Raw genomic sequence first — 23,938 nt, forward strand, 5'->3', positions numbered from 1 at the left:
CTGGCGCGTATCGCGTCTGGGTGCAGGTTCTATTCCATGTCGTCGACAAACAGCGCCATCGATGCGGTGAATCCGTGCAGGGCATTGCGGCCCGCGATCGGGCCGATCTCTCCGGCGGCGAAGAAGCCGGCAAGCGGAATTCCGCCTAGGAGTTCCTCGATCGTCGACGCGTCGTGGTCGGCGACCCCGAACATCCGCCGCCCCCGCCCGTTGCAGGTGAACAACAGCGCTCCAGCCGCGCGTCCGGGCAGCCGCGCCGCGGCCCGCTCCACGGTCAGGCGTAGGTCCTTGTCGGCCCCGGCCGCGTCACGGACCTGGAACTGCATGGTGGCGCCGACCTGGACAACCTCGTCGATCTCGATCGACCCGGTCGACGGGTCGGCGCCGAGCAGCCCGCGGATCACGAAATCGCCCTGACCCGGAGCCGCCAGGTGCTCGTCGACGACGATCCCGATCTGTAGGCCGTGGCTGACGAGTGCCCTTTCGTCGGGCGACAGCCCCTCGACGATCTCACGCAGTCGCTGCAACGGCGGACGGCCGCCGAGCTCGGTGATCAGTATGCCGTCCGCGCCGGTGACGATGTATGGGTAGCCGATCGGCCGGCAACCCTGCGACACGACCGGGACACCGCGCATCCCGGGCAGGCGCACGCCGACGACGCCGGAGGTGAGCACGTCGTGATCGCGGAACAGCCGGGTGTCGCCCCGCCGGCGCCCGCCGCTCACCACGCCGCCCACGACGGCGGTGCCCGGCAGGTCGGTGTTGGGGTGCTCGATGAGCAGGTTCGACGGGAATGTGTACGGGTCCGGCAGCAGCAGATGCAGATCCCGGGCGGTGCGGTCGAACCGATAACCGGTGATCAGGGCACCCGAGCCGGTACGGACAAAGTCCAGCTGGAATGTCTCGGCGGCCAAGCCGGACGCCAGCCACACCACCACCGCGGGCTCGTCCTCGATCTCGTGGCGGCCGGCGACGATGGCCTGGGCGATGCAACCGACAAGCGCGGGCGGATCGATCATCTGCAGCACCGCGCTCAGGACGTCGGCAGCCCGGTCGGTGTGTGCACGCGATCCAAGCAACACCGCCAGCGACGGCGCCTCACCCGCCAGCTCGTCGCGCGCCTGGCCCGCAGCCTCCACCGCGGCCTGCCGCGCGTCGGGCGTGGTGCAAACCCCGACTCCGATCCGCACAGTTCCATGATGCGCCGATGTGCCCCGGGTGTCGGCGGCTCTTCGGACCGTTGGCGCCGACCGCGCTTAAGCGCGGTCGGCCGTCGAGCCGCGGCCTCGTCAAAAGATAAGGCGCACCGACCATTCCGCGTGCGGAACGTCGCGTAGTTCACCCGAGTGGTCGACCACCAACGTCAGCAACTGCACGACAATCCCGGTCAGCCGCCCGCGCTGCGGGTCGACAGTGGGGATGGTGACCGCCAACCGGGTGTCCGGCCGAAACAAGGTGCTGGTGGTGTTGGCGGGGTCCTGGTATACCTGCAGCAAACGCCACGGCGCCCGGGAAATGACTTCGGGTACCGAGAGCTGCACGGGATAGCGTTCGCTTACCGGCAATTCGCCCTGCGCCTGCGGGGTCTGACAGTCGTCGAGGTCGACCACGTTGCAGTACAAATAGGGCCCCACGCGGGTCAGGTGCCCGTGCGAGTAAGCGCTGATCTCGGGTTGCTGCGGACCGTGTCCGCGTACTAGCAGCCATGCACCGGCCCCGGCCGCCACCGAGAGCAGAATCACCAGGATCACCGGCAGCGTTGCGACACCGCGCTTCACTGCGGCGCCACCGCCGCACCACGACGGGTGGTTTCTTGCTCGGCCATCACGGGCCGATTACCGCCCAGGCCAGGGATCAGCGAATCGCCGCGGAAGCTGACGATGGTCTGAGCCAGACCCAGGATCAGCAGCGCGCTCACCGCAGTGAAGCCCACCCACAGCTCGGTGTACACCAACACGCCCACCGCGCCGCCCAGCACCCAGGCCAGCTGAAGAGTCGACTCGGAACGCCCAAACCCCGATGCCCGCGACTCCTCGGGCAGGTCGTGCTGCAACGAGGCGTCCAGCGAGGCTTTAGCAATGGCACTGGACCCTGCCGTGATCAGGGTGGCAATCGCTGTCGCTGCCAGGCTGCCGGCCACCGCGGCCGCGATGGCTAACACGGTAACTAGCACGGTGCAGCGCACCACCAGCACAGCTGGCCTGCCTAGCTGCAGGCGTGCGCTGGTGAAATTGCCGGCGAAGTTGCCGACCGCGGCCGCCGCGCCGATCAGGCCCAGCATGCCCAATTGCACCCACCCGTTGGCTTCGTGCGCCTTGGCGACAAACGCCGGATACAAGAACAGAAAGCCGACCATCACCTTGATGGTGCAGTTACCCCACAGGGAGGTAATGATGTTGCGGCCCAACGGTTGTCGGAGTGTTCCGCCGAGGTTCTTGACTTCCTCCGGCCAGCGTCGCCGTAGTCTGCCCCTATCCCGGTGGTAGCTCAATGTGGCCGGGACCTCACCGCTGGTCACCTCGACCCAGCGCGGAATGCGCATCGACAGCGAAGCGCCAGCGATGGTGATCGCGACGACGACGAACAACGCGCCCGGCAGCTGGAACAGGTGGGTGCAGACGAATTCGACTCCGGCCGCAATCGCGCCACCAGCGATGGTGCCGCCGAGCAGGCCGAACACGGTCAGCCGTGAGTTGACCCGGACCAAGTCGATGGTTGGCGGCATCACCCTCGGTGTCACTGCGCTGCGCAGCACGCTGAACGACTTCGAGAACACCATCATGGCCAGCGCACAGGGATAGAGCACCCATGACGGGAAGCTGCCGGTGGCGCCGTCGTAGTTCATGATCAGCACCACCGCCAACGCGGTCCGAAGTCCGAATGACAGCGCCAAGGCGACGCGACGGCCATGCTGCAGCCGGTCGAGTGCCGGACCGATGAGTGGAGCGATCACGGCGAACGGCGCGATGGTGATCAACAGGTACAAGGCGACCCTGGACTTGCTCTCCCCGCTGGCGGCCGCAAAGAATAGTGTGTTTGCCAGTGCTACCGCCATTGCCGAGTCGACCGCGAAGTTCGCCATTACCGGCCAGGTCAATGCCGTCAGTCCAGACTTGTCGGCGCCGTCTGCGGTAGCGGCCCGGTGCACCAGCAAGTACATCCGAGAACCCATTTCGCGGCTGCGCATGGCCGCGGCGCGGGTGACGGTGATCCGCTCGCCCGCCCTTGTAGTCCGTGGCGGTACGCGGCTGCGTTCAGGTTCGGGCTGCTCGCCCAGCGGCGGGAGATAGCGGTTGGCACTGGGCATCGGCGGAGGTCGACGCGATCGGCGATAGTTGGCGTCGTCGGGAGGGTAGTTGGCCATGCCAGGGTGCCCGTTGACCGATCCGTTTCGGGTCCGGCGGCCCGGGGTTGGGGCCATCCGGCCCGGATGATCACCTCGCCGTCCGGACACAAATCAATTCTGTCCTATCCGGACTCCTGGCGTAGCCAACCGGGTGTGGCTTGCCGGCCGTGTCTTCCGGCAGTATTGGAAGCGCGTTACAGAGAGGGGACAGCGTGACCGGGCCCACCGAGGAGTCTGCCGTGGCGACTGTGGCCGACTGGCCCGAGGGGTTAGCGGCGGTGCTCAGGGGTGCGGCCGACCAAGCCAGGGCCGCCGTTGTGGAGTTCAGCGGCCCGGAGGCGGTGGGAGACTACCTGGGCGTCAGCTACGAGGATGGCAACGCCGCCACCCACCGGTTCATCGCGCATCTGCCTGGCTACCAGGGATGGCAATGGGCCGTCGTGGTGGCGAGCTATTCCGGTGCGGACCATGCCACGATCAGCGAGGTGGTGCTGGTCCCGGGGCCTACCGCACTGCTGGCGCCGGATTGGGTGCCGTGGGAGCAACGGGTGCGGCCGGGAGACTTGAGCCCCGGAGATCTGCTGGCGCCGGCGAAGGATGATCCGCGGCTGGTTCCGGGTTACACCGCCAGTGGTGATGCGCAGGTTGACGAGACCGCCGCAGAGATCGGGTTGGGTCGGCGCTGGGTGATGAGCGCCTGGGGTCGCGCCCAGTCGGCCCAACGGTGGCACGACGGCGACTATGGTCCCGGCTCTGCTATGGCGCGGTCGACGAAACGCGTCTGCCGCGACTGCGGTTTCTTCCTGCCGCTGGCCGGGTCGCTGGGCGCAATGTTCGGGGTATGTGGTAACGAACTGTCCGCTGACGGGCATGTTGTCGATAGGCAATACGGCTGTGGCGCCCATTCCGACACCACTGCGCCGGCCGGTGGCAGCACACCCATTTATGAGCCGTACGACGACGGTGTGCTCGACATCATCGAGAAGCCGGCTGAATCATAGGTTTTCTCTCACCCGCTGTTCCCTACTTTTTTTTGGGGGGGGGCACCAGTCGAAGAAACCCGACTGATTATCACCCGTATTGAACACTCCCGAGCTGTTGTCGCCCGAGTTCGCCACACCTGAAGTCTGGAGGGTGCCCGTATTGGCCAAGCCCGAGGTGAATCTGCCCACGTTGAAGAAGCCCGAGTTAACGCGGTGCCTGCATTCTGGAAGCCGGAGCTAGTGTCGCTCGCGTTTCCGAAGCCGGAGCTGCCGTTGCCCAAGTTCTGGAAGCCGGAGCCACTATTGCCGGAGTTAAAGAAGCCCGAGTGACCGGTGCCCGTGTTGCCGAAGCCCGAGTTCGCGACGCCTTGAGTGACCGGGCTGCCGATGCCGGTGTTCAGGTCCCCCGAGTTGAAGCCGCCCGTGTTGGTGTCGCCCGAATTACCCCATCCCGTGTTGTCGTCGCCGGCGTTTCCGAAGCCGAGGTTTCCAGAACCTTCGTTTCCACTGCCGATGTTGAGGAAGCCGGCATTTCCGCTGCCGAAGTTGGTGTTGCCGTCGTTTCCGTTGCCGAAGTTGAAGAAGCCGGCGTTTCCGCTGCCCAGGTTTGCATTGCCGATGTTGCCGTTGCCGAGGTTGGCGTTGCCGATATTCCCGATGCCGAAGTTGTAGTCGCCGGTGTTGCCGCTGCCCACGTTGTTGTTGCCGATGTTGCCGATGCCCAAGAAGTTCCCCACGCCGATGTTCTCGACGCCCAGGGCCGGGATCGCGAGCGCTGCTGGGACCCCCACCGCACCGGCCGGCGCGGCGGTCACCACGGGCGGCAAGACACTCAGCAGCTGCTGCCACGGGGTCAACTGCGAAGCCACCGTCGAGGCTCCACCGTGATAACCCACCATCGCCGCCACATCCTGTGCCCACAACTGCTCATAGGACGCCTCGGTCGCTGCGATCGCTGGCAAATTCTGCCCAAACAGATTCGAGAGCACCAACGACAGCAACTGGTTGCGATTGGCCGCCACCAATGCTGGATGTGCGGTCGCTGCCCGCGCGGCCTCATATACTGCGGCCGCAGCCTTGGCCCCGGCAGCCGCCCCCTCAGCGCGTGCCGTCGCCGCGTTCAGCCAACTCAGATACGGTGCGGCCGCGGCCGCCATCGCGGCCGCCGCCGGACCCTGCCACGCCGAACCCGGCCCAGCCGTTAGGCCTGAGATCAGCAACGAAAACGAGGCCGCTGCCATCCCCAGCTCGGCGGCCAGCCCATCCCAGGCCACCGCCGCCGCCAGCATCGGGGCCGGCCCCGCACCGGCGTAGATCCGCGCCGAATTAACCTCCGGCGGCAGCACCATGAAATTCATCACGCCATCCCTTCTCAGCTGGCCACCCCCGGCCTAGCCACCACGACGGCGGGACCCGGCTGCCGCGATCCGCGCCGGCGGGCCTCGGTCGACTACAGTGGCGCGATCGCTCGACAACTTGAGCACCTTGGCAAACGACGGTATGTCCAATCGCGGCACATTGTCGGGGTTTTCATCGAAATCCTGTCGCCAACCCCGACAGCCGGGTTCCGGGAAGCCGGGTGTCGCAGTGGTTTAGGTGTCGACGTTGAACACCCGGGCAGGCAACCGGCCGTGGCTATTTCGGGTCGAGATAGGTTTCGAGTCCGGCTTGTGCGCCGCGTGCGCCACGGCGGGCAGCGGCGAGCTGCCAGACGAAGATGGTCGTGCCGAGCAACCCTGTTGCCAGCCCGGCCACTGTCACCGGACGCCAACTTGCGAGGCCAGGCACGACGAATGCGGCCACCGCGGCGACCAGCCAGGCGAGCGCGCCGACCGCGATCACCGGCCACACCTCGAGCAGCACGGGTGGTAGCGGTGGCGGCTCGCGAATCTGACTATTTTCGACGCTCATCCCGAGTCAACATAGCGCGGCGATGATGCGTCGGCGAACGGCCCGGGGTGGGTGGCTTCCGCACCAGCGGGAGGTACCACCACCTGCTGGTGGGTCGTCGGCCGGCAATGGGTGGAACCGAAATCGTCGTTCGCCGTTTCAGATGCCCTAGTCTGAACTTCCGTTGTAACCTCAGCTGTGCTTGACAGCGATGCGCGGCTGGCCAGCGACTTGTCATTGGCGGTCATGCGGCTCTCCCGCCAACTGCGGTTTCGGAACCCGTCATCGCCGGTCTCGCTGTCCCAGCTCTCAGCGTTGACGACGCTGGCCAATGAGGGCGCGATGACCCCGGGTGCGTTGGCGATTCGTGAACGGGTCCGGCCACCGTCGATGACCAGGGTGATCGCCTCATTGGCCGACATGGGTTTTGTAGACCGCGCCCCACACCCCATCGACGGTCGGCAGGTGCTGGTCTCGGTGTCGGAATCGGGCGCCGAATTGGTCAAGGCGGCACGGCGGGCCCGGCAGGAGTGGCTGGCTGAGCGGCTCGCGACGCTGAACCGCAGCGAGCGTGACATCCTGCGCAGCGCCGCCGATCTGATGCTGGCTCTGGTCGACGAAAGCCCGTGACCGAAGGCCGTTGTGCCCAGCACCCCGACGGCCTCGATGTTCAGGACGTCTGCGATCCCGACGACCCACGGCTCGACGATTTCCGTGACCTGAACAGCATCGACCGTCGTCCCGATCTGCCGACCGGCAAGGCGTTGGTGATCGCCGAGGGTGTGCTGGTGGTGCAGCGCATGCTGGCCTCACGGTTCACGCCGCTGGCGCTGTTCGGCACCGACCGCCGGCTGGCCGAGCTCAAGGATGATCTGGCCGGTGTCGGCGCGCCGTACTATCGAGCGTCGGCTGATGTCATGGCACGGGTGATCGGCTTCCATCTCAATCGTGGGGTGTTGGCAGCCGCGGGCCGGGTGCCGGAGCCGAGCGTTGCTCAGGTGGTCGCCGGGGCGCGCACCGTCGCAGTGTTGGAAGGCGTTAACGACCATGAGAACCTGGGCTCGATCTTCCGCAACGCGGCAGGGCTGAGCGTGGACGCGGTAGTGTTCGGCACCGGCTGCGCTGATCCGCTCTACCGTCGTGCGGTCCGGGTATCCATGGGACACGCGTTATTGGTGCCATATGCACGCGCGGCCGACTGGCCCACCGAACTTATGACGTTGAAAGAGAGCGGCTTTCGACTGTTGGCGATGACCCCACACGGCAACGCGTGCAAACTACCGGAGGCCATCGCCGCGGTGTCGCACGAACGGATTGCGCTACTGGTGGGCGCGGAGGGCCCGGGCCTAACGGCGGCCGCACTGCGGATTAGCGATGTGCGGGTGCGCATTCCGATGTCCCGAGGGACCGACTCCCTCAACGTCGCGACGGCGGCCGCATTGGCTTTCTACGAGCGGACTAGGTCGGGCCATCACATTGGGCCCGGCACGTGAACGATCAGCGCGACCAAGCCGTGCCCTGGGCAACGGGTTTGGCGGTCGCCGGCTTCGTCGCCGCAGTCATCGCGGTTGCGGTCGTGGTGCTGAGCCTCGGCCTGATCCGCGTGCATCCGCTGTTGGCCGTCGGTCTCAACATTGTGGCGGTCAGCGGGTTGGCCCCTACGCTGTGGGGCTGGCGCCGCACCCCAGTGCTGCGCTGGTTCGTGCTTGGCGCGGCAGTGGGCGTGGCGGGCGCGTGGTTGGCGCTGCTCGCCTTGACGTTGGGGGACGGCTAGCGACGCCCGCCTGAGCGCACCCCGAGCAGCACATCTTCCCAGGCAGGTATGGCGGGTTTGCCTCGTCGGTTGCTGACCGGCTGTGCGGACGGCACCGTGAGCGTCGGCTGTGCGGGCTCGGGCTCATCGAAGTCGAGATGGGCGACCGGCGCCAACGGCCGTAGCGGGCGATTGAAGGTGGGGTTGATCAGCTCATGGGCCGTGTCGTCGATCGCGGTGGCGGTTCCGCCGTGGGCGCCGGGGGTGAAGCGGAAATGCGCCAGGTTGTCGGAGCGGCCAGCCTTCCAGGCAAGCTGCACCGTCCAGCGACTGTCCTCGTTGCGCCACGCGTCCCAGGTGAGGCTGTCGGGGTTAAGGCCGCGTGCCACCAGGGCCGCGGCGACGGTCTCCTGCATGGTCAGCACCGCCGGGCCGTCGGCCAGGACCGGGTGCGCCGCGGTTGCCAGCTCGGCCGCGCGCGAGCGTTCCAACAGTACCGGGTGGGCAAACCGGCGGATACGGGCGATGTCGGAGCCCGATGCCGCAGCGACCTGTTCGACAGACGCGCCGGCCCGAATTCGGGCCTGAATCTCCTTGGGGCTCAGCACGTTGGTGACCTCGATGTCCAGCTGGGCTTGCTCCGGCTGGACGGAGTCGTCCCGTAGCGCCGCCCGCAGTCGGTCGTCGACCGGCAGCTTGAACTGTTCGGACGGGATGGCACCCTGGCAGATGATGTTTTTGCCGTCGGCATCGAGCCCAACGACTTTGAGTTCCCGCATGGCTTCTCCTCGCAGGCTCCGGGCAGGACAACGCCGGACCTGTTACGTGCGCACTCTAGTGCGGTAAACGCCGTTAGCCTCGTTGACACGCGGAGGTGTCTTGCCGGCATGGCGCTGGTGACCGGAATGCCCGGTCACAGCCGCACTAAGGCAGCGCTAAAGCCGCTCGACCACCCAGTCGACGCACTCGGTGAGGGCGCTGACGTCGTCCGGCTCGACCGCGGGGAACATCGCGACCCGCAGCTGGTTTCGGCCCAGTTTGCGATACGGCTCGGTGTCGACGATGCCGTTAGCCCGCAGGATCTTCGCGACGGTCCCGGCGTCGACGTCGTCGACGAAGTCGATCGTGCCCACCACCTGCGACCGCAACCCGGGGTCGGTGACAAATGGCGTGGTGTAGGGCCGCTCTTGCGCCCACGAGTACAACCGCTGCGACGAGTCCGCGGTGCGTTTGACCGCCCAGTCCAAGCCACCGTTACCCACCAGCCAGTCGATCTGTTCGGCCAGCAGCGCCAGCGTGGCGATGGCCGGTGTGTTGTATGTCTGGTTCTTCAAGCTGTTCTCGACCGCGATCGGCAGGGACAGGAAATCAGGAACCCAGCGACCGGTCGCGGCGATGGCCTCGATCCGGCTCAGGGCGGCCGGGCTCATGATGGCCAGCCACAGGCCGCCGTCGCTGGCGAAGTTCTTCTGCGGTGCGAAGTAGTAGGCGTCGGTCTCGGCGATGTCGACCGGTAGGCCGCCAGCACCGGAGGTGGCGTCGATGACGACCAAGGCGTCATCGGAGCCCTCCGGACGGCGCACCGCAACCGCGACCCCGGTCGAGGTCTCGTTGTGGGCCCAGGCGATCACATCGACTGACGGGTCGGTTTGCGGCTCCGGAGCACTGCCGGGATCCGACGTGATGATGATCGGCTCGCCGACGAACGGGTTCTTGGAAACGGCGGAAGCGAACTTCGCGCTGAACTCGCCGTAAGTCAAGTGCAGTGAGCGTTTGTCAATCAGCCCGAAGGCGGCCGCATCCCAGAACGCCGTGGCACCACCATTGCCCAGTATCACCTCATAGCCGTCCGGCAACGAGAACAGCTCGGCCAGGCCTGACCGAACCCTGCCCACCAGATTCTTGACCGGCGCCTGTCGGTGCGACGTGCCGAACAATGCCGCTGCGGTGGTGGTCAGCGTTTGCAGTTGCTCAAGCCGGACCTTCGACGGGCCCGACCCAAAGCGGCCGTCGCGGGGTTTGATGGCGGTGGGAATTTCCAGGTGGGGGGTGAGCTGGTCGGCCATGCCATCAGGGTAGTGAGGGGTACCGAACCGCGGCGACTCGAGCGGAACGAAAGCCTGCCGGCACAGGCGCGTAGTGTGAACAAGCTCACATGCAAGCCCTGGCTGGTGGCTGGGTCATAGTGTCGCCAAGGGTCTGGATAATTCCCGGTACCAGCGGTACCGTGTTCGATACCCGTGCGGACGCACACCTCGGTGGGGAGGCTTCGAATGGACAGGACGCGCATAGTTCGGCGGTGGCGCCGCAACATGGACGTGGCCGACGACGCCGAGTACGTGGAAATGCTGGCCACACTGTCCGAGGGGTCTGTGCGGCGGAATTTCAACCCGTACACCGATATCGACTGGGAGTCGCCGGAGTTCGCCGTCACGGACAACGATCCCCGGTGGATCCTCCCGGCGACCGATCCGTTGGGCCGCCACCCCTGGTACCAGGCGCAGTCGCGGGAACGCCAGATCGAGATCGGGATGTGGCGCCAGGCCAACGTGGCCAAGGTCGGGCTGCACTTCGAATCCATCCTGATTCGCGGCCTGATGAACTACACGTTCTGGATGCCCAACGGCTCACCGGAATACCGGTATTGCCTGCACGAATCGGTCGAAGAGTGCAACCACACCATGATGTTCCAGGAGATGGTCAACCGTGTCGGCGCGGACGTTCCGGGGCTGCCACGGCGGCTGCGGTGGGTTTCACCGCTGGTTCCGCTGGTGGCCGGACCATTGCCGGTGGCCTTCTTCATCGGCGTGCTCGCTGGGGAGGAGCCCATCGACCACACGCAAAAGAACGTGTTGCGCGAAGGCAAGTCGCTGCATCCGATCATGGAACGAGTGATGTCCATTCACGTGGCCGAGGAAGCGCGGCACATCTCGTTCGCCCACGAGTACTTGCGTAAGCGGCTGCCGCGCCTGACCCGGATGCAGCGGTTCTGGATCTCGCTCTACTTCCCCCTGACGATGCGGTCGTTGTGCAACGCGATCGTGGTGCCGCCCAAGGCATTCTGGGAGGAATTCGACATCCCGCGCGAGGTCAAGAAGGAGTTGTTCTTCGGCTCGCCGGAGTCGCGAAAGTGGTTGTGCGACATGTTTGCCGACGCCCGCATGCTGGCCCACGATACCGGATTGATGAACCCGATCGCTCGGCTAGTGTGGCGACTCTGCAAGATCGACGGCAAGCCGTCGCGCTACCGCAGCGAGCCGCAGCGTCAGCACTTGGCTGCCGCGCCGGCCGCATAGCTTGCTACGAGTGCACGCATGCCGCACGTAATTACTCAGTCGTGCTGCAACGACGCGTCCTGCGTCTTCGCATGTCCGGTGAACTGCATCCACCCGACGCCGGACGAGCCGGGCTTCGCGACCTCGGAAATGCTCTATATCGATCCGGTGGCCTGCGTGGACTGTGGTGCCTGCGTAACCGCCTGCCCGGTCAGCGCGATCGCGCCGAACACCCGGTTGGACTTCGAGCAGCTGCCGTTCGTCGAAATCAATGCGTCGTATTACCCGAAGCGGCCCGCCGGCGTGAAGCTAGCGCCGACGTCGAAGCTGGCTCCGGTGACTCCGGCCGCCGAGGTGCGTGTGCGCCGGCAGCCGCTGACGGTAGCCGTCGTCGGGTCCGGGCCCGCGGCGATGTATGCCGCCGATGAGCTGCTGGTCCAGCAGGGAGTGCAGGTCAACGTCTTTGAGAAGCTGCCGACACCCTACGGGCTGGTGCGCTCCGGGGTGGCGCCGGATCACCAGAACACCAAGCGGGTCACGCGACTATTTGACCGGATCGCCGGTCATCGCCGCTTCCGGTTCTATCTCAACGTCGAGATCGGCAAGCATCTAGGCCATGCCGAGCTATTGGCCCACCATCACGCCGTGCTGTACGCGGTCGGAGCGCCCGACGACCGCCGGCTGACGATTGACGGGATGGGACTGCCGGGCACCGGTACCGCCACGGAGCTGGTCGCGTGGCTCAACGGACATCCCGACTTCAACGATCTGCCAGTCGATCTCAGTCACGAACGCGTGGTGATCATCGGCAACGGGAATGTCGCGCTCGACGTGGCGCGCGTGCTTGCGGCCGATCCGCACGAGCTGGCCGCCACCGACATCGCCGACCACGCGTTGTCCGCGTTACGCAACTCGGCGGTCCGTGAGGTGGTGGTCGCCGCCCGCCGCGGTCCTGCCCATTCGGCGTTCACCCTGCCCGAGCTGATCGGGCTCACGGCCGGAGCCGACGTCGTGCTTGACCCGGGAGATCATCAGCGAGTACTCGATGATCTGGCAATCGTTGCCGATCCGTTGACCAGGAACAAGCTGGAGATCTTGAGCACGCTGGGGGACGGGTCGGCGCCTGCGCGACGAGTCGGGCGCCCGCGGATCCGGCTGGCCTATCGGCTCACGCCGCGGCGCGTCCTCGGCCAGCGGCGGGCCGGCGGAGTTCAGTTCTCGGTCACCGGAACCGACGAGCTGCGCCAACTGGATGCTGGCCTGGTGCTGACGTCGATTGGCTACCGCGGCAAGCCGATTCCCGACCTGCCGTTCGACGAGCAGGCCGCGCTCGTGCCCAACGATGGTGGACGGGTCATCGACCCGGGCACCGGCGAGCCGGTGCCCGGCGCATACGTCGCGGGTTGGATCAAGCGCGGGCCCACCGGGTTCATCGGCACGAACAAGTCCTGCTCTATGCAGACCGTTCAGGCGTTGGTGGCCGACTTCAACGACGGCCGGCTGACCGATCCGGTGGCTACACCGACGGCGCTGGATCAGCTGGTGCAGGCCCGCCAGCCCCAAGCCATCGGCTGTGCGGGATGGCGGGCCATCGACGCGGCCGAGATTGCGCGCGGCAGCGCCGACGGCCGGGTCCGCAACAAGTTCACCGACGTCGCCGAGATGCTCGCGGCAGCAACCAGCGCGCCTAAGGAACCGCTTCGGCGGCGCGTGCTGGCCCGGCTGCGTGACCTGGGGCAGCCGATCGTGCTAACCGTCCCCTTGTGATGACATGGCGGCTTGGATCTCATCCATGTTGACCTCGCGCACCGGCTGGCCCAGCGACCAGTGGTGGCCGAACGGGTCGGCGACCACCCCGTAGCGGTCTCCCCAGAGCTGGTCCTCCAAGGCGGTCACCACCGTGGCGCCCGCGTTCAGGGCACGCTGGAACTTGGCGTCGACATCGGTGACGGTCAAATGAATGGTGACCGGTGTTCCGCCCAGCGAGGTGGGCGTCATCGACTTGCCGCCGCACATCTGCGGGACGTCGTCGTTGAGCATCACCGTAAAGCCGTTGATGCGTAGTGCGGCGTGGATCAGTTTGCCATCGGGACCGGGGACGCGCCCCAGTTCGACGGCGTCAAAGGCCTTGACGTAGAAGTCGATCGCCGAGGCAGCGTCGTCGACGACAAGGTGTGGTGACAGAGCGGGTTCGACGTTGATCGCCATGGTGTCTCCTTGTTGTTGGTGTGCTCGGCCAATCCGGGGCCCGGACAGGCTCACGGATATTGACTCCCGGCGCGATGGAAAATCATCGCGGTGCCGTCATTCAATCGCCGGACACGTGGCCACCGCCCAGCGGTGTGGCCAGCAAGCCGAATCTCAACCGCAGGTGTGTTCAATGAATACTTTTCCGTCACAACGTGATTGCTGCTTTGTGTCGACAAGCGCACTTTTCGGTCTCGACACGAATGCTCTTCCGTTACAGCGCAAGTTGAAACTTTCTGCACGCAACCCATGCCGACCATGTCCGCGCCACCCGCTCAAGCGCCGGTATGTGGCGCCTTGGCGGCTAGGCCAACCGCCCCCGGCAACGCCAGCTGCACACGCCCAGCGAAGCGCGATTGTCGGTACGGGTCGCGCTGCGAAACCTGCCTCCCATTCGCACTAGCAAAAGACTGTCGACAAGCGAGCAGTCGACTTCAGGCCGCGACCGAACCGGACGAGACGACAACAACATCTGTCATCTCAATGCGCTCACCAGGATCGCTACAATATCAGCCAGCTACATGAGCCGATGTATATCCAGGAAGGCTCTGCCGCCGACATGTTGGATCGCTCGCGCGGACAGCTGTACCGGCTCTACCTGGCTAGTAGGTGAATTCAATGGCGCGTTCGCTCATTACTCACCCATGTGCACAATAGGTTCGCGTGCGGCTCGCCGGCAACGTTGGCAACATCCCGATTCCCATTGATTGCACGTTGCGCGGCCTAACCCAATATTCCCGGACGAACAACGCCGAGGTCGTGCAGAGCGTCGAGACACACCACCGTCCCGCTAACTTTGATGCCCTCACCTGAGGAAAACCACAGGAGCGTCAGGTACTCACCCACTGCGGGAATTGCGATGACGTTCAAACCGATCGAGGCCGCGCAGCTACGCCAGCGCGCAGTGAACAGGCCGTAACTGGACCGCGCTTGCGCAACGTTCGAAAAGGGATCCGGTGGAGCGGCCCGACGACACCAAATAGGCCATATCCCCCAAAGACTGGTATTGACAACCGTTCTGATGCCGCGTCAGACTTCCCACCACGCCACGGACCGTCCAACGCCAGAACTCAATACCGTCTCGTCCCAGGCGAAACCGTGAGCCTAGCCGATGATCTCCTGGCATTGGTCGGACTGGACTTGATCTGCTCGCTGACAAGCATACGTATCAGTGCTACGAACCGTTCACGCGGTGAACCTGCTGGGCGCACAAGGAGAATCGATGGATTACGCCAAACGCATCGGCCAGGTTGGGGCGTTAGCCGTTGTCCTGGGGGTGGGGGCGGCGGTGACTACCCACGCGATCGGCTCTGCCGCGCCGACGGATCCGAGCTCCTCGAGCACCGATTCGCCGGTCGACGCGTGCTCGCCGTTGGGTGGGTCCGCCAGTTCGTTGGCTGCGATACCGGGCGCCAGTGTGCCACAGGTCGGCGTGCGACAGGTAGACCCCGGAAGCATCCCCGATGACTTGCTCAATGCCCTGATCGACTTTCTGGCCGCGGTACGCAACGGGTTGGTGCCCATCATCGAAAACCGCACTCCGGTAGCGAATCCGCAACAAGTCAGCGTCCCTGAGGGGGGCACCGTCGGCCCGGTCCGGTTTGACGCCTGCGACCCCGATGGCAACCGGATGACCTTCGCGGTGCGCGAGCGCGGTGCACCCGGTGGACCCCAGCATGGCATCGTGACCGTCGACCAACGAACGGCCAGCTTCATCTACACAGCCGATCCGGGTTTCGTTGGCACCGATACCTTCAGTGTGAACGTCAGCGATGACACCAGCCTGCACGTGCACGGTCTGGCGGGATACCTGGGTCCGTTCCATGGGCACGACGACGTCGCCACCGTGACCGTGTTCGTCGGCAACACCCCGACCGACACCATCAGCGGCGACTTCAGCATGCTCACCTACAACATCGCGGGGCTGCCCTTCCCGCTATCCAGCGCAATTCTGCCCCGGTTCTTCTACACCAAAGAGATTGGGAAGCGGCTCAACGCCTACTACGTCGCGAACGTCCAGGAGGATTTCGCCTACCACCAATTCCTCATCAAGAAATCCAAGATGCCCAGCCAGACCCCGCCGGAGCCGCCTACCTTGCTGTGGCCTATCGGTGTGCCCTTCTCCGACGGGCTCAATACCCTCTCGGAGTTCAAGGTGCAGCGGCTGGACCGGCAGACATGGTATGAGTGCACATCCGACAACTGCCTCACCTTGAAGGGCTTCACCTACAGCCAGATGCGGCTTCCCGGCGGTGACACGGTCGACGTCTACAACTTACATACCAACACCGGTGGAGGGCCGACCACCAACGCCAACCTCGCGCAGGTCGCCAACTACATCCAGCAGAACTCGGCGGGCCGCGCGGTCATCGTCACCGGCGACTTCAACGCGCGGTACTCCGACGACCAAAGCGCTCTGTTGCAATTTGCGCAGGTCAACGGGCTCACCGATGCCTGGGTGCAGGTAGAACACGGCCCCACCACACCGCCGTTCGCGCCCACTTGCATGGTCGGCAACGAGTGCGAGCTGCTCGACAAGATCTTCTATCGAAGCGGCCAGGGAGTGACGTTGCAGGCCGTCAGCTACGGCAACGAGGCGCCGAAATTCTTCAATTCCAAGGGTGAGCCACTGTCGGATCACAGCCCGGCGGTGGTCGGCTTCCACTACGTCGCGGACAACGTGGCCGTACGGTGACAGCGGTTGATCGCCAACTGGTTTGCCGTCGGCCTCAGGCGGTGGTGAGTACCCGCTCCCAGCCGTCGACCGATTCCGGGCTGCGCGGGCCCGGTCCCACGTAAATGGCCGACGGGCGGACCAGCTTGCCGAGTCGCTTCTGCTCGAGAATGTGGGCACACCAGCCGGCAGTGCGCCCACAGGTGAACATTGCTGGCATCATGTTGGCCGGTACCCGGGCAAAGTCCAGGACCACTGCGGCCCAGAATTCGACATTGGTCTCGATCGCCCGATCCGGACGGCGCTCTCGCAGTTCTGACAGCGCAGCCTGCTCCACCGCGACCGCGACCTCGTAGCGGGGGGCGCCCAGCCGCTCGGCGGCCGCCCGCAGCACCCGCGCCCGCGGGTCCTCGGCGCGGTAGACCCGGTGCCCGAACCCCATCAGTTTCTCGCCGCGGTCCAGGATTCCCTTGACCACGCTGCGGGCATCGCCGGCGCGTTCGACCTCGTCGAGCATCGGCAGGACGCGCGCCGGCGCGCCACCATGCAGCGGTCCGCTCATCGCCCCGATTGCGCCCGACAGCGCTGCTGCCACATCCGCCCCAGTTGAGGCGATCACACGCGCGGTGAATGTCGAAGCGTTCATGCCGTGCTCGGCGGCCGACACCCAGTAGGCGTCAATGGCCTCGATGTGTCTGGGGTCTGGCTCGCCCTGCCAGCGCGTCATGAAACGTGCTGTGACCGTCGAGCATTCATCGATGATTCGCTGCGGGACCGCCGGCTGGTAGATGCCCCGTGCGGATTGCGCGACATAGGACAGCGCCATCACCGATGCCCGGGCCAGCTGTTGGCGGGCGGTGGCGTCGTCGATGTCGAGCAGCGGCGCATATCCCCAGATGGGCGCCAGCATCGCCAGGCCGGCCTGGACGTCGACGCGCACATCGCCGGAGTGAATCGGCAGCGGGAACGGTTCAGCCGGCGGCAGCCCGCTGCCGAAGTTGCCGTCCACCAGCAGCGCCCACACATCGCCGAAGGTGACCCGCTGACTTACCAGGTCTTCGATGTCGACGCCACGGTAGCGCAGGGCCCCGCCGTCTTTGTCCGGCTCGGCGATCTCGGTCGTAAAGGCCACCACGCCGTCGAGGCCGGGGACGAAATTCTCCGGGACCACTGTCATACGAGAATTCTCACACCTGGCCCCGGCAACGACGCTACCGGCTGGTGCCAATCACGGTGCCGGCGATGAGCGTGCCGCGAGAATCGTCACGAGGGTGAGCCGCGGCGTGCCGCCTCGTCTACCAGTTGTACTCGGGAGGGCAAGCCAAGTTTGGCGTAGACGTGGGTGAGGTGGGTTTGCACAGTGCGCGGCGAGACGAAAAGCCGTTTTGCAATGTCCTTGTTGGATAACCCCTCGCTGACCAACCGCACGACGTCGCGTTCGGTCGGGGTCAACGAGCCCCACCCGCGGGCCGGTCGCTTGCGTTCACCGCGACCGCGTTGTGCATATGCGATCGCCTCGTCGGTGGACAAGGCGGCCCCCTCGGCCCAGGCGCGGTCGAAATCCTCATCACCCATCGCCTCACGAAGCGCCGTCACCGAGGCCTGGTAGCCGGCATCCCAAATCTTGAAGCGGACCTGACGTGTCTGTTGCCGAAGGGCGGCTGCGGCACCGAGAAGGCGGACACCTTCGGAGTGACTGCCGACCTCGCCGGCCAGGCCGGCGAGGAGTTCCATGGCATCTGGCATGCCCTGGTAGATGTGCAGCTCGGCGCCGCACGCCAGCGCAGCATGAGCATCATCGCGCGCCAGTTCTGGTTCGCCCCGTGCGGTGGCTACGCGCGCGCGTATTGTCAACGCCACCATTCGGTGCCACCCATTGGTCGCATCGACGGCGTCGTTGGCGAACTGTCGTGCGGCGATCGCATCACCTCCTGCCAGGGCTAACTGCGCCATCAGGACCTGGTGCATGGTCACCTGGTCGGGCTGGGCCCTAAGAATCGGCCGCGCCGCGTCGCTGGCCTCGAGCGCTGCCGTGACATCACCGGCGGCCAGCGCGGCGTACGTCATCGCCGCATAACCAATGCCTTGGTACACACCGCCTAACTCCGTCGCGGCTGCAATGCACGCCCCGGCTATGGCGTGGGCCGCGCTGGCGCCGCAATACGCCAGCACCTGGGCTTGGGTATATAGGCCGAGAACCTTTGTCGGCACATCGTTGGATGCCTCGGCCTCGGCAGTGATTTCCCTGGATAGCTCGAGGGCTTCGGTCAGATTGCCAGCCCACATCTGCGCCAAACTAAGCCACAAGCTGCAGTGACGTGAGACGAACCGGTCGCCGATGGTGTCGGCCAGGTCGCGGCATTCTTCTGCCGCGGCTCGCAAAGCATTCGGGTCACCTGATATGCAGGTCCCCACCCCCCGCCAGTAGAGGATTTGACACAGCGTCCATTTGTCGTCAATAGCGCGTGCCAGGTCGGTCGCTTCGGCGAAATAGGGCGCAGCGGCCTCCGCGTTGTAGCCACTGCTACAGCCGCAGGCGGTGAGCGCCCGCACCAACGCGGCGGGGTCGCCCACCTCACGTGCCATCGCCAGCGCTTGTTGTGCGGGAGCGATGATGTCGGTGGCGCCTACCGGACTGGTGGCCAGCCAGGTACTGAGCATTGCCTTGTCAGCGAGCGCTCGCGCCCGTACTGCTGTTGACACAGCGAGCCGGTGGAACCTTTGGTCTTCCAGGATCGAGTTGAACCAGGACAACCCCTCGCGCAGGTGCGCCCGCCCGAACCAGATTGGTTGCAGCGAAGATGCGAGCTGTAACGCTTCGGTGATATGGCCATTTTCCCGGCTCCAGGCGAACGCGGCGCGCAGGTTGTCGATCTCGGTCTCAGCCCGGGCGACAAGCCGTTGGTGATCGTTGTCCGCAGGAGTGTTGAGTGAGGCGGCCAGCGCCGTGTAGTAGTCACGGTGACGTGCGTGCACATCGGCCTCGCCGGAGTCGCCCAGTTTTTCCAGCGCGTACCGACGCACCGTTTCCAGCAGCCGGTACCGCGTGCGGCCCTGGCAGTCGTCGGCCACCACCAGCGACTTGTCTACCAGCAGGGTCAGCTGATCAAGCACCGAAAACGGATCCAGGTCGCTACCGGCGGCGACCGCCCGCACCGCGGCGAGGTCGAACCCGCCGACAAATGGCGCCAGTCGCCGAAACAAGATTTGCTCGGTCTCGGTCAGCAGTGCATGCGACCAATCGATCGAGGCGCGAAGTGTCTGCTGGCGCTGCACCGCGCCCCGCACACCGCCGGCCAACAGCCGGAAACAGTCGTCCAGACCGTCGGCAATCTCGAGCGGTGACATCGACCGCACCCGTGCGGCAGCGAACTCGATCGCCAGCGGTATGCCGTCTAGCCGCCGGCAGATCTCGCCGACGGCCGCGGCGTTGTGATTGGCGATGGTGAACCCGGGCTGAACTCGGCTGGCTCGGTCAGCAAACAATTCGACTGCTTCGTCGGTTATCGACATCGACGGTACGCGCCAGGTGATCTCGCCGGCCATCCCGATCGGCTCCCGGCTAGTCGCTAAGATCGTCAGCTCCGGACAGGCCCCCAATAGCTCAACGACCAACGCTGCGCACGCATCGAGAAGATGTTCACAGTTGTCCAACACCATGAGCATGCGGCGATTGCCGATGAATCGGCGAAGACTATCCATGGTTGAACGGCCCGGCTGATCGGGCAGACCCACGGCGCGCGCAGCCGTGGCTGCGACGATCCCGGATTCAGTGATCGGGGCCAGATCGACAAAGCACAAACCGTCGCGAAGTTCGGATGCACTCGCGATCTGGATTGCCAGACGGGTCTTGCCGACACCGCCGGTTCCGCATAGCGTCACGAGCCGGTTCTGCGCCAACAGTGCCCGCACCTCAGCTTATTTGCGCACGGCGGCCCACAAATGTGGTGAACTGCGCCGGGAGAATCGATGTCGGGCTGGATTTGGCCGTGCGCAGTGGGGGAAACTTTTCGCGAATGTCGGGGTGGCACAACTGCATGACCCATTCGGGACGAGGTAGACCGCGCAGCGGGTGGCGGCCGAGATCGACAAGCCATGCATCGGCTGGGAGCCGGCCAGTCACTAAATCACCTGTCGCAGCTGACAGGACAACCTGACCCCCGTGTGCCAAATCGCGGAGACGCGCCGTCCGGTTGATAGTGGGGCCGACATAGAGTTCGTCGCGCAACTGTACCTCGCCTGTATGAAGACCTATACGTAGTCGGATCGGCGCGAGCGAGGTCCGCTGCAGATCCAGCGCGCATGCAGCGGCATCGCTAGCGCGAGTGAAAGCCGCAACGAAGCTATCACCCTCGTACCGTTTGACCGGCTGCACCCCACCGTGATTCGTGATAGCTTCCGACACAGTGTGATCCAAGTGCGCGATGGCGGTCGCCATGTCCTCTGGGCACATTTGCCATAGGTGGGTCGATTCCTCGACGTCGGCTAAGAGCAATGTCACCGTGCCCGTCGGCGGCAATCTGCTCACGTCTAATCCCTGGTTGGCTATAAGGACGCGTCTGCGTGGGGGAACGAACTCACATCGGCCAACATCTGGTGGAGCCGCATAGCAGCGGAGCGAATGGTACCGGAGATCCAGCGATCCTAGCGCAGATATACGAACCCTGGCGACGCACTTTGCGCATGTTGGCGGATGATCTTCGCCCCGCAGGATCGCATGGTCGATGTCGATGTTGGGAGGAAGGCTGTTATGAACTGCGTTGAAGAGCACGATACGTGTCTGACCACTGCTATCACGTCATCGCAACACCTTCGCGGCGCCGCGAAGCCAATAAGCACACTACAGTTCGGGGAAGACACCTGGCCCATCCTCGAAACAGGCCTCTCGCAGCGATGTTCATTACCGCCCAAAGAGATTGTCTTCGGCGCTGCACGGTGGGCGCTCGCGGCGGCCCGCGGGATGCTACCGCGGCCCACGACCGACAGCCCACCGCAGCGTCAGCGCTACCCGAAGCGCTACCGATTCCTGGAGCACTCCTGCCTAGAACGCGAGATGCGTCGACTATAGAACAGCGTCGCGTGTTTGTCTCGGTAGCTGCTCTGTATAGTATGCGTTGCTTAACCGCATGTGGGAGGGTGATTTTGGGCTGTTCTGGGGGGTCGGAGCGATGACCGGGCGATGTCCGACGGTTGCCGTGGTCGGAGCGGGTATGTCCGGAATGTGCGTCGCAATTACGTTGCTGAGCGCAGGGATTACTGATGTCTGCATCTATGAAAAGGCCGACGATGTTGGCGGAACGTGGCGCGATAACACCTATCCAGGTCTGACATGTGATGTGCCGTCCCGGCTCTATCAGTACAGCTTTGCCAAGAATCCGAACTGGACCCAGATGTTTTCACGCGGAGGCGAAATCCAAGATTACTTGCGTGGGATCGCCGAGCGCTACGGGCTGAGGCACCGGATTCGGTTTGGCGCCACGGTTGTCAGCGCCCGATTCGACGACGGCCGGTGGGTGTTGCGCACCGATTCCGGAACGGAGTCGACAGTAGACTTCTTGATTTCGGCCACCGGCGTTTTACATCATCCCCGAATACCGCCGATCGCTGGTTTGGACGACTTCAGGGGGACGGTGTTTCACTCGGCTCGCTGGGATCACACGGTTCCGCTGCTGGGACGCCGAATCGCGGTGATCGGTACCGGGTCCACGGGCGTACAACTCGTCTGCGGCCTGGCTGGGGTCGCGGGTAAAGTCACCATGTTCCAGCGCACCGCACAATGGGTGCTGCCGTGGCCTAACCCTCGATACTCGAAGCTGGCGCGTGTTTTCCACCGCGCTTTTCCGTGTCTGGGTTCGCTGGCCTATAAGGCATATAGCCTTTCCTTCGAAACGTTCGCGGTTGCGCTCAGCAATCCAGGTTTGCACCGAAAGCTGGTAGGGGCCGTGTGTCGCGCCAGCTTACGTCGGGTGCGTGACCCCCGACTGCGTCGGGCACTGACGCCTGATTACGAGCCGATGTGCAAACGGCTAGTGATGTCCGGCGGATTCTATCGGGCGATTCAGCGTGACGACGTCGAATTAGTCACCGCCGGTATCGATCACGTCGAACATCGGGGCATCGTCACCGATGATGGTGTGTTGCACGAGGTGGACGTCATCGTGCTTGCCACGGGGTTTGACTCTCATGCATTTTTCCGGCCGATGCAGCTGACCGGTCGCGACGGCATCAGGATCGACGATGTGTGGCAAGACGGTCCGCATGCTCATCAAACCGTCGCAATACCTGGATTTCCGAACTTCTTTATGATGTTGGGGCCACACAGCCCAGTGGGAAACTTCCCGCTGACAGCGGTCGCCGAATCTCAGGCTGAACACATAGTGCAGTGGATAAAGCGATGGCGCCATGGTGAATTCGACACCATGGAACCGAAGTCAGCTGCTACCGAAGCATATAACACGGTGTTGCGGGCCGCGATGCCGAACACCGTCTGGACCACCGGCTGCGACAGCTGGTACCTGAACAAAGACGGTATTCCTGAGGTTTGGCCATTTGCACCGGCCAAACACCGCGCCATGCTCGCTAACCTACATCCCGAAGAATACGACCTGCGACGCTATGCTGCGGTGCGCGCAACTAGTCGGCCTCAAAGCGCTTGAAGCCTATCGAGGTGCTGGACGGTGACGTTCGCGCGGGATCGGCCACTAATCCCGTTCTGACGGCGCTGACAAAGGTTATAGCGGTGACCATTGGCGCAGCTTCGGTATCGGCTTCGGGCACCGCTCGGCCGACGCGGCGCAGATACTCGGCCAATGGAGTAGCGGTCGCGCGCCAGCCTCGCTCATCGAACCATTCCGTGGCCCGCGCCCACCGCTCGTTGTAGACCATTTGAAAGAACCTGCGCGGGTCGCCTTGGGCGTTCGCGGCGCGTTCTCGTTCGAGCTTCGCTGCGAATTCGCAAGGGTCCAGTGGAGTTGCTTCCTCGACAGCAACGTGGCTACCGGGGCTAGCCAAGGTGTCGATGCCGATAAACAGGCGCTGCTGGGCCTCGGCCGAGAGATAGACCAGCAGGCCCTCGGCGATCCAAGCCGACGGCCGGTTGGCATCAAATCCGTTGTTACACAAGGCTATCTGCCACTCATCGCGCAGATCGACAGCAACCGACCGACGTTGGGCTCGCGGCCGTATGTGATAGTCGGCGAGCACCGCGTTCTTGAAGTCGAGGACCTGAGGTCGATCCAACTCGAAGATTGTTGTCCCGATTGGCCATTGCAATCGGAATGCACGGGAATCCAATCCTGCAGCCAAGATGACCACCTGCTTCATGCCGGCGGCCGTTGCCCGGGAGAAATACTCGTCGAAATACCTGGTGCGGGCACCTTGGAAGTTGACGAAATGCTCACCGAAGTCCCCGGTTGTCAGATAGTGATCGGGCAGCTTGCCGTCCAATACGTCGGCCCATTCACCACCTGCGGCACGGCAGAAAACCTCGGCATAGGGATCGATGGCCAGCGGATCGGCCTTCTGCGTCTCCAATGCTCTTGCGGCGGCTACCAATAGTCCTGTCGAACCAACACTCGTGGTGACATCCCAGCTATCGTCCTCGGTCCGCATTCATCGAACTCTAGTTGCTCCAGTCCGCCCACCGCTGTCGGTATCCCAGCGCAGTCGGCCGTGCACACATATCTGCGCGGTGGACTTGGTACTTCTACGCGCATTCGCCGATGTTTTGCGATCCGCGGCGGGTCTATGGTGCCATTTATGTGCCAGGAT

20 protein-coding genes are annotated in these 23,938 nt (G+C 64.7%); 8 read left to right on the plus strand and 12 right to left on the minus strand.

The annotated features are described in order from the left end of the window. Window positions 1-29: 29 nt before the first annotated feature. The 3 genes from Rv0874c to Rv0876c all read right to left on the minus strand — a co-directional run bounded on the left by Rv0874c (window position 30) and on the right by Rv0876c (window position 3,421). Window positions 30-1,190 (minus strand): hypothetical protein, encoded by a 1,161-nt coding sequence (locus Rv0874c; protein NP_215389.1) that lies wholly within the window; start codon window positions 1,188-1,190, stop codon window positions 30-32. Between the two features lie 99 nt (window positions 1,191-1,289). After that, complete coding sequence (locus Rv0875c) at window positions 1,290-1,778, minus strand: hypothetical protein (RefSeq protein ID NP_215390.1); 489 nt, start codon at window positions 1,776-1,778, stop codon at window positions 1,290-1,292. After that, window positions 1,775-3,421: a transmembrane protein gene (locus Rv0876c; protein ID NP_215391.1), complete on the minus strand. Its 1,647-nt coding sequence runs from the start codon at window positions 3,419-3,421 to the stop codon at window positions 1,775-1,777. Before Rv0876c ends, Rv0875c begins: the two co-directional genes overlap by 4 nt. A 137-nt stretch (window positions 3,422-3,558) precedes the next feature. Between Rv0876c and Rv0877 the strand changes: the two genes are divergently transcribed. Continuing rightward, window positions 3,559-4,347: a hypothetical protein gene (locus Rv0877; protein NP_215392.1), complete on the plus strand. Its 789-nt coding sequence runs from the start codon at window positions 3,559-3,561 to the stop codon at window positions 4,345-4,347. An 8-nt stretch (window positions 4,348-4,355) separates the two neighbouring features. Here Rv0877 and PPE13 read toward each other — a convergent pair whose 3' ends face one another. Continuing rightward, window positions 4,356-5,687, minus strand: a complete 1,332-nt coding sequence (gene PPE13 / locus Rv0878c) for a PPE family protein PPE13 (protein ID YP_177764.1) — start codon at window positions 5,685-5,687, stop codon at window positions 4,356-4,358. A gap of 277 nt (window positions 5,688-5,964) precedes the next feature. Beyond that, entirely contained in the window at window positions 5,965-6,240 is a 276-nt protein-coding gene (locus Rv0879c; RefSeq protein NP_215394.1) for a transmembrane protein, read from the minus strand. Window positions 6,241-6,417: 177 nt separating this feature from the next. Between Rv0879c and Rv0880 the strand changes: the two genes are divergently transcribed. Genes Rv0880 through Rv0882 form a run of 3 tightly spaced genes read left to right on the plus strand, consistent with a single transcriptional unit; the run spans window position 6,418 to window position 7,993 of the window. Further along, window positions 6,418-6,849 (plus strand): HTH-type transcriptional regulator, encoded by a 432-nt coding sequence (locus tag Rv0880; protein NP_215395.1) that lies wholly within the window; start codon window positions 6,418-6,420, stop codon window positions 6,847-6,849. Further along, window positions 6,846-7,712: a tRNA/rRNA methyltransferase gene (locus tag Rv0881; protein ID NP_215396.1), complete on the plus strand. Its 867-nt coding sequence runs from the start codon at window positions 6,846-6,848 to the stop codon at window positions 7,710-7,712. Before Rv0880 ends, Rv0881 begins: the two co-directional genes overlap by 4 nt. Next, entirely contained in the window at window positions 7,709-7,993 is a 285-nt protein-coding gene (locus Rv0882; protein NP_215397.1) for a transmembrane protein, read from the plus strand. The genes Rv0881 and Rv0882 overlap by 4 nt, the downstream gene beginning before the upstream one ends. Here Rv0882 and Rv0883c read toward each other — a convergent pair. Together Rv0883c and serC are read right to left on the minus strand one after the other, a co-directional pair. Then, complete coding sequence (locus tag Rv0883c) at window positions 7,990-8,751, minus strand: hypothetical protein (protein ID NP_215398.1); 762 nt, start codon at window positions 8,749-8,751, stop codon at window positions 7,990-7,992. The two genes, Rv0882 and Rv0883c, sit on opposite strands and share 4 nt — an antisense overlap. Before the next feature lie 156 nt (window positions 8,752-8,907). Continuing rightward, window positions 8,908-10,038 carry a phosphoserine aminotransferase gene (gene serC, locus Rv0884c; protein ID NP_215399.1) on the minus strand — a complete coding sequence of 377 codons (1,131 nt, stop codon included), beginning with the start codon at window positions 10,036-10,038 and terminating at the stop codon, window positions 8,908-8,910. 207 nt (window positions 10,039-10,245) lie between these two features. On the opposite strand from serC, the gene Rv0885 reads away from it, so the two are divergent. Beyond that, a complete protein-coding gene (locus tag Rv0885) occupies window positions 10,246-11,268 on the plus strand; it encodes a hypothetical protein (protein ID NP_215400.1) in 1,023 nt (340 codons plus the stop codon). 18 nt (window positions 11,269-11,286) lie between these two features. Further along, entirely contained in the window at window positions 11,287-13,014 is a 1,728-nt protein-coding gene (fprB, locus tag Rv0886) for a ferredoxin/ferredoxin--NADP reductase (RefSeq protein NP_215401.1), read from the plus strand. Here the strand turns inward: fprB and Rv0887c are convergent. Further along, on the minus strand, window positions 12,997-13,455 hold the full coding sequence (locus Rv0887c; protein NP_215402.1) for a hypothetical protein: 459 nt from the start codon (window positions 13,453-13,455) through the stop codon (window positions 12,997-12,999). The genes fprB and Rv0887c overlap by 18 nt on opposite strands. A gap of 1,261 nt (window positions 13,456-14,716) precedes the next feature. Here Rv0887c and Rv0888 point away from each other — a divergent pair. After that, on the plus strand, window positions 14,717-16,189 hold the full coding sequence (locus tag Rv0888; RefSeq protein ID NP_215403.1) for a hypothetical protein: 1,473 nt from the start codon (window positions 14,717-14,719) through the stop codon (window positions 16,187-16,189). A gap of 34 nt (window positions 16,190-16,223) precedes the next feature. Here Rv0888 and citA read toward each other — a convergent pair whose 3' ends face one another. From citA to Rv0891c, 3 genes are all read right to left on the minus strand, one after another. Further along, a complete protein-coding gene (citA, locus tag Rv0889c) occupies window positions 16,224-17,345 on the minus strand; it encodes a citrate synthase 2 (RefSeq protein ID NP_215404.1) in 1,122 nt (373 codons plus the stop codon). A gap of 86 nt (window positions 17,346-17,431) precedes the next feature. Further along, a complete protein-coding gene (locus Rv0890c) occupies window positions 17,432-20,080 on the minus strand; it encodes an HTH-type transcriptional regulator (RefSeq protein NP_215405.1) in 2,649 nt (882 codons plus the stop codon). Window position 20,081: 1 nt separating this feature from the next. Beyond that, window positions 20,082-20,939: a hypothetical protein gene (locus tag Rv0891c; RefSeq protein ID NP_215406.1), complete on the minus strand. Its 858-nt coding sequence runs from the start codon at window positions 20,937-20,939 to the stop codon at window positions 20,082-20,084. A 397-nt stretch (window positions 20,940-21,336) separates the two neighbouring features. Here Rv0891c and Rv0892 point away from each other — a divergent pair, with 397 nt between their 5' ends. Next, a complete protein-coding gene (locus Rv0892) occupies window positions 21,337-22,824 on the plus strand; it encodes a monooxygenase (protein NP_215407.1) in 1,488 nt (495 codons plus the stop codon). Here the strand turns inward: Rv0892 and Rv0893c are convergent. After that, window positions 22,802-23,779, minus strand: a complete 978-nt coding sequence (locus Rv0893c) for an S-adenosylmethionine-dependent methyltransferase (protein NP_215408.1) — start codon at window positions 23,777-23,779, stop codon at window positions 22,802-22,804. The genes Rv0892 and Rv0893c overlap by 23 nt on opposite strands. Between the last annotated feature and the right edge of the window lie 159 nt (window positions 23,780-23,938).

Source organism: Mycobacterium tuberculosis H37Rv (assembly GCF_000195955.2).
GTDB classification, from domain to species: Bacteria; Actinomycetota; Actinomycetes; order Mycobacteriales; family Mycobacteriaceae; genus Mycobacterium; species Mycobacterium tuberculosis.

Excerpts from the sequence above, each read along its gene's own strand:
- Rv0876c (NP_215391.1), bottom strand. The coding sequence starts at position 3,421 with ATGGCCCCAACCCCGGGCCGCCGGACCCGAAACGGATCGGTCAACGGG.
- PPE13 (YP_177764.1), bottom strand. The coding sequence starts at position 5,687 with ATGAATTTCATGGTGCTGCCGCCGGAGGTTAATTCGGCGCGGATCTAC.
- Rv0879c (NP_215394.1), bottom strand. The coding sequence starts at position 6,240 with ATGAGCGTCGAAAATAGTCAGATTCGCGAGCCGCCACCGCTACCACCC.
- Rv0883c (NP_215398.1), bottom strand. The coding sequence starts at position 8,751 with ATGCGGGAACTCAAAGTCGTTGGGCTCGATGCCGACGGCAAAAACATC.
- serC (NP_215399.1), bottom strand. The coding sequence starts at position 10,038 with ATGGCCGACCAGCTCACCCCCCACCTGGAAATTCCCACCGCCATCAAA.
- Rv0885 (NP_215400.1), top strand. The coding sequence starts at position 10,246 with ATGGACAGGACGCGCATAGTTCGGCGGTGGCGCCGCAACATGGACGTG.
- fprB (NP_215401.1), top strand. The coding sequence starts at position 11,287 with ATGCCGCACGTAATTACTCAGTCGTGCTGCAACGACGCGTCCTGCGTC.
- Rv0887c (NP_215402.1), bottom strand. The coding sequence starts at position 13,455 with ATGGCGATCAACGTCGAACCCGCTCTGTCACCACACCTTGTCGTCGAC.
- Rv0888 (NP_215403.1), top strand. The coding sequence starts at position 14,717 with ATGGATTACGCCAAACGCATCGGCCAGGTTGGGGCGTTAGCCGTTGTC.
- citA (NP_215404.1), bottom strand. The coding sequence starts at position 17,345 with ATGACAGTGGTCCCGGAGAATTTCGTCCCCGGCCTCGACGGCGTGGTG.
- Rv0892 (NP_215407.1), top strand. The coding sequence starts at position 21,337 with ATGACCGGGCGATGTCCGACGGTTGCCGTGGTCGGAGCGGGTATGTCC.
- Rv0893c (NP_215408.1), bottom strand. The coding sequence starts at position 23,779 with ATGCGGACCGAGGACGATAGCTGGGATGTCACCACGAGTGTTGGTTCG.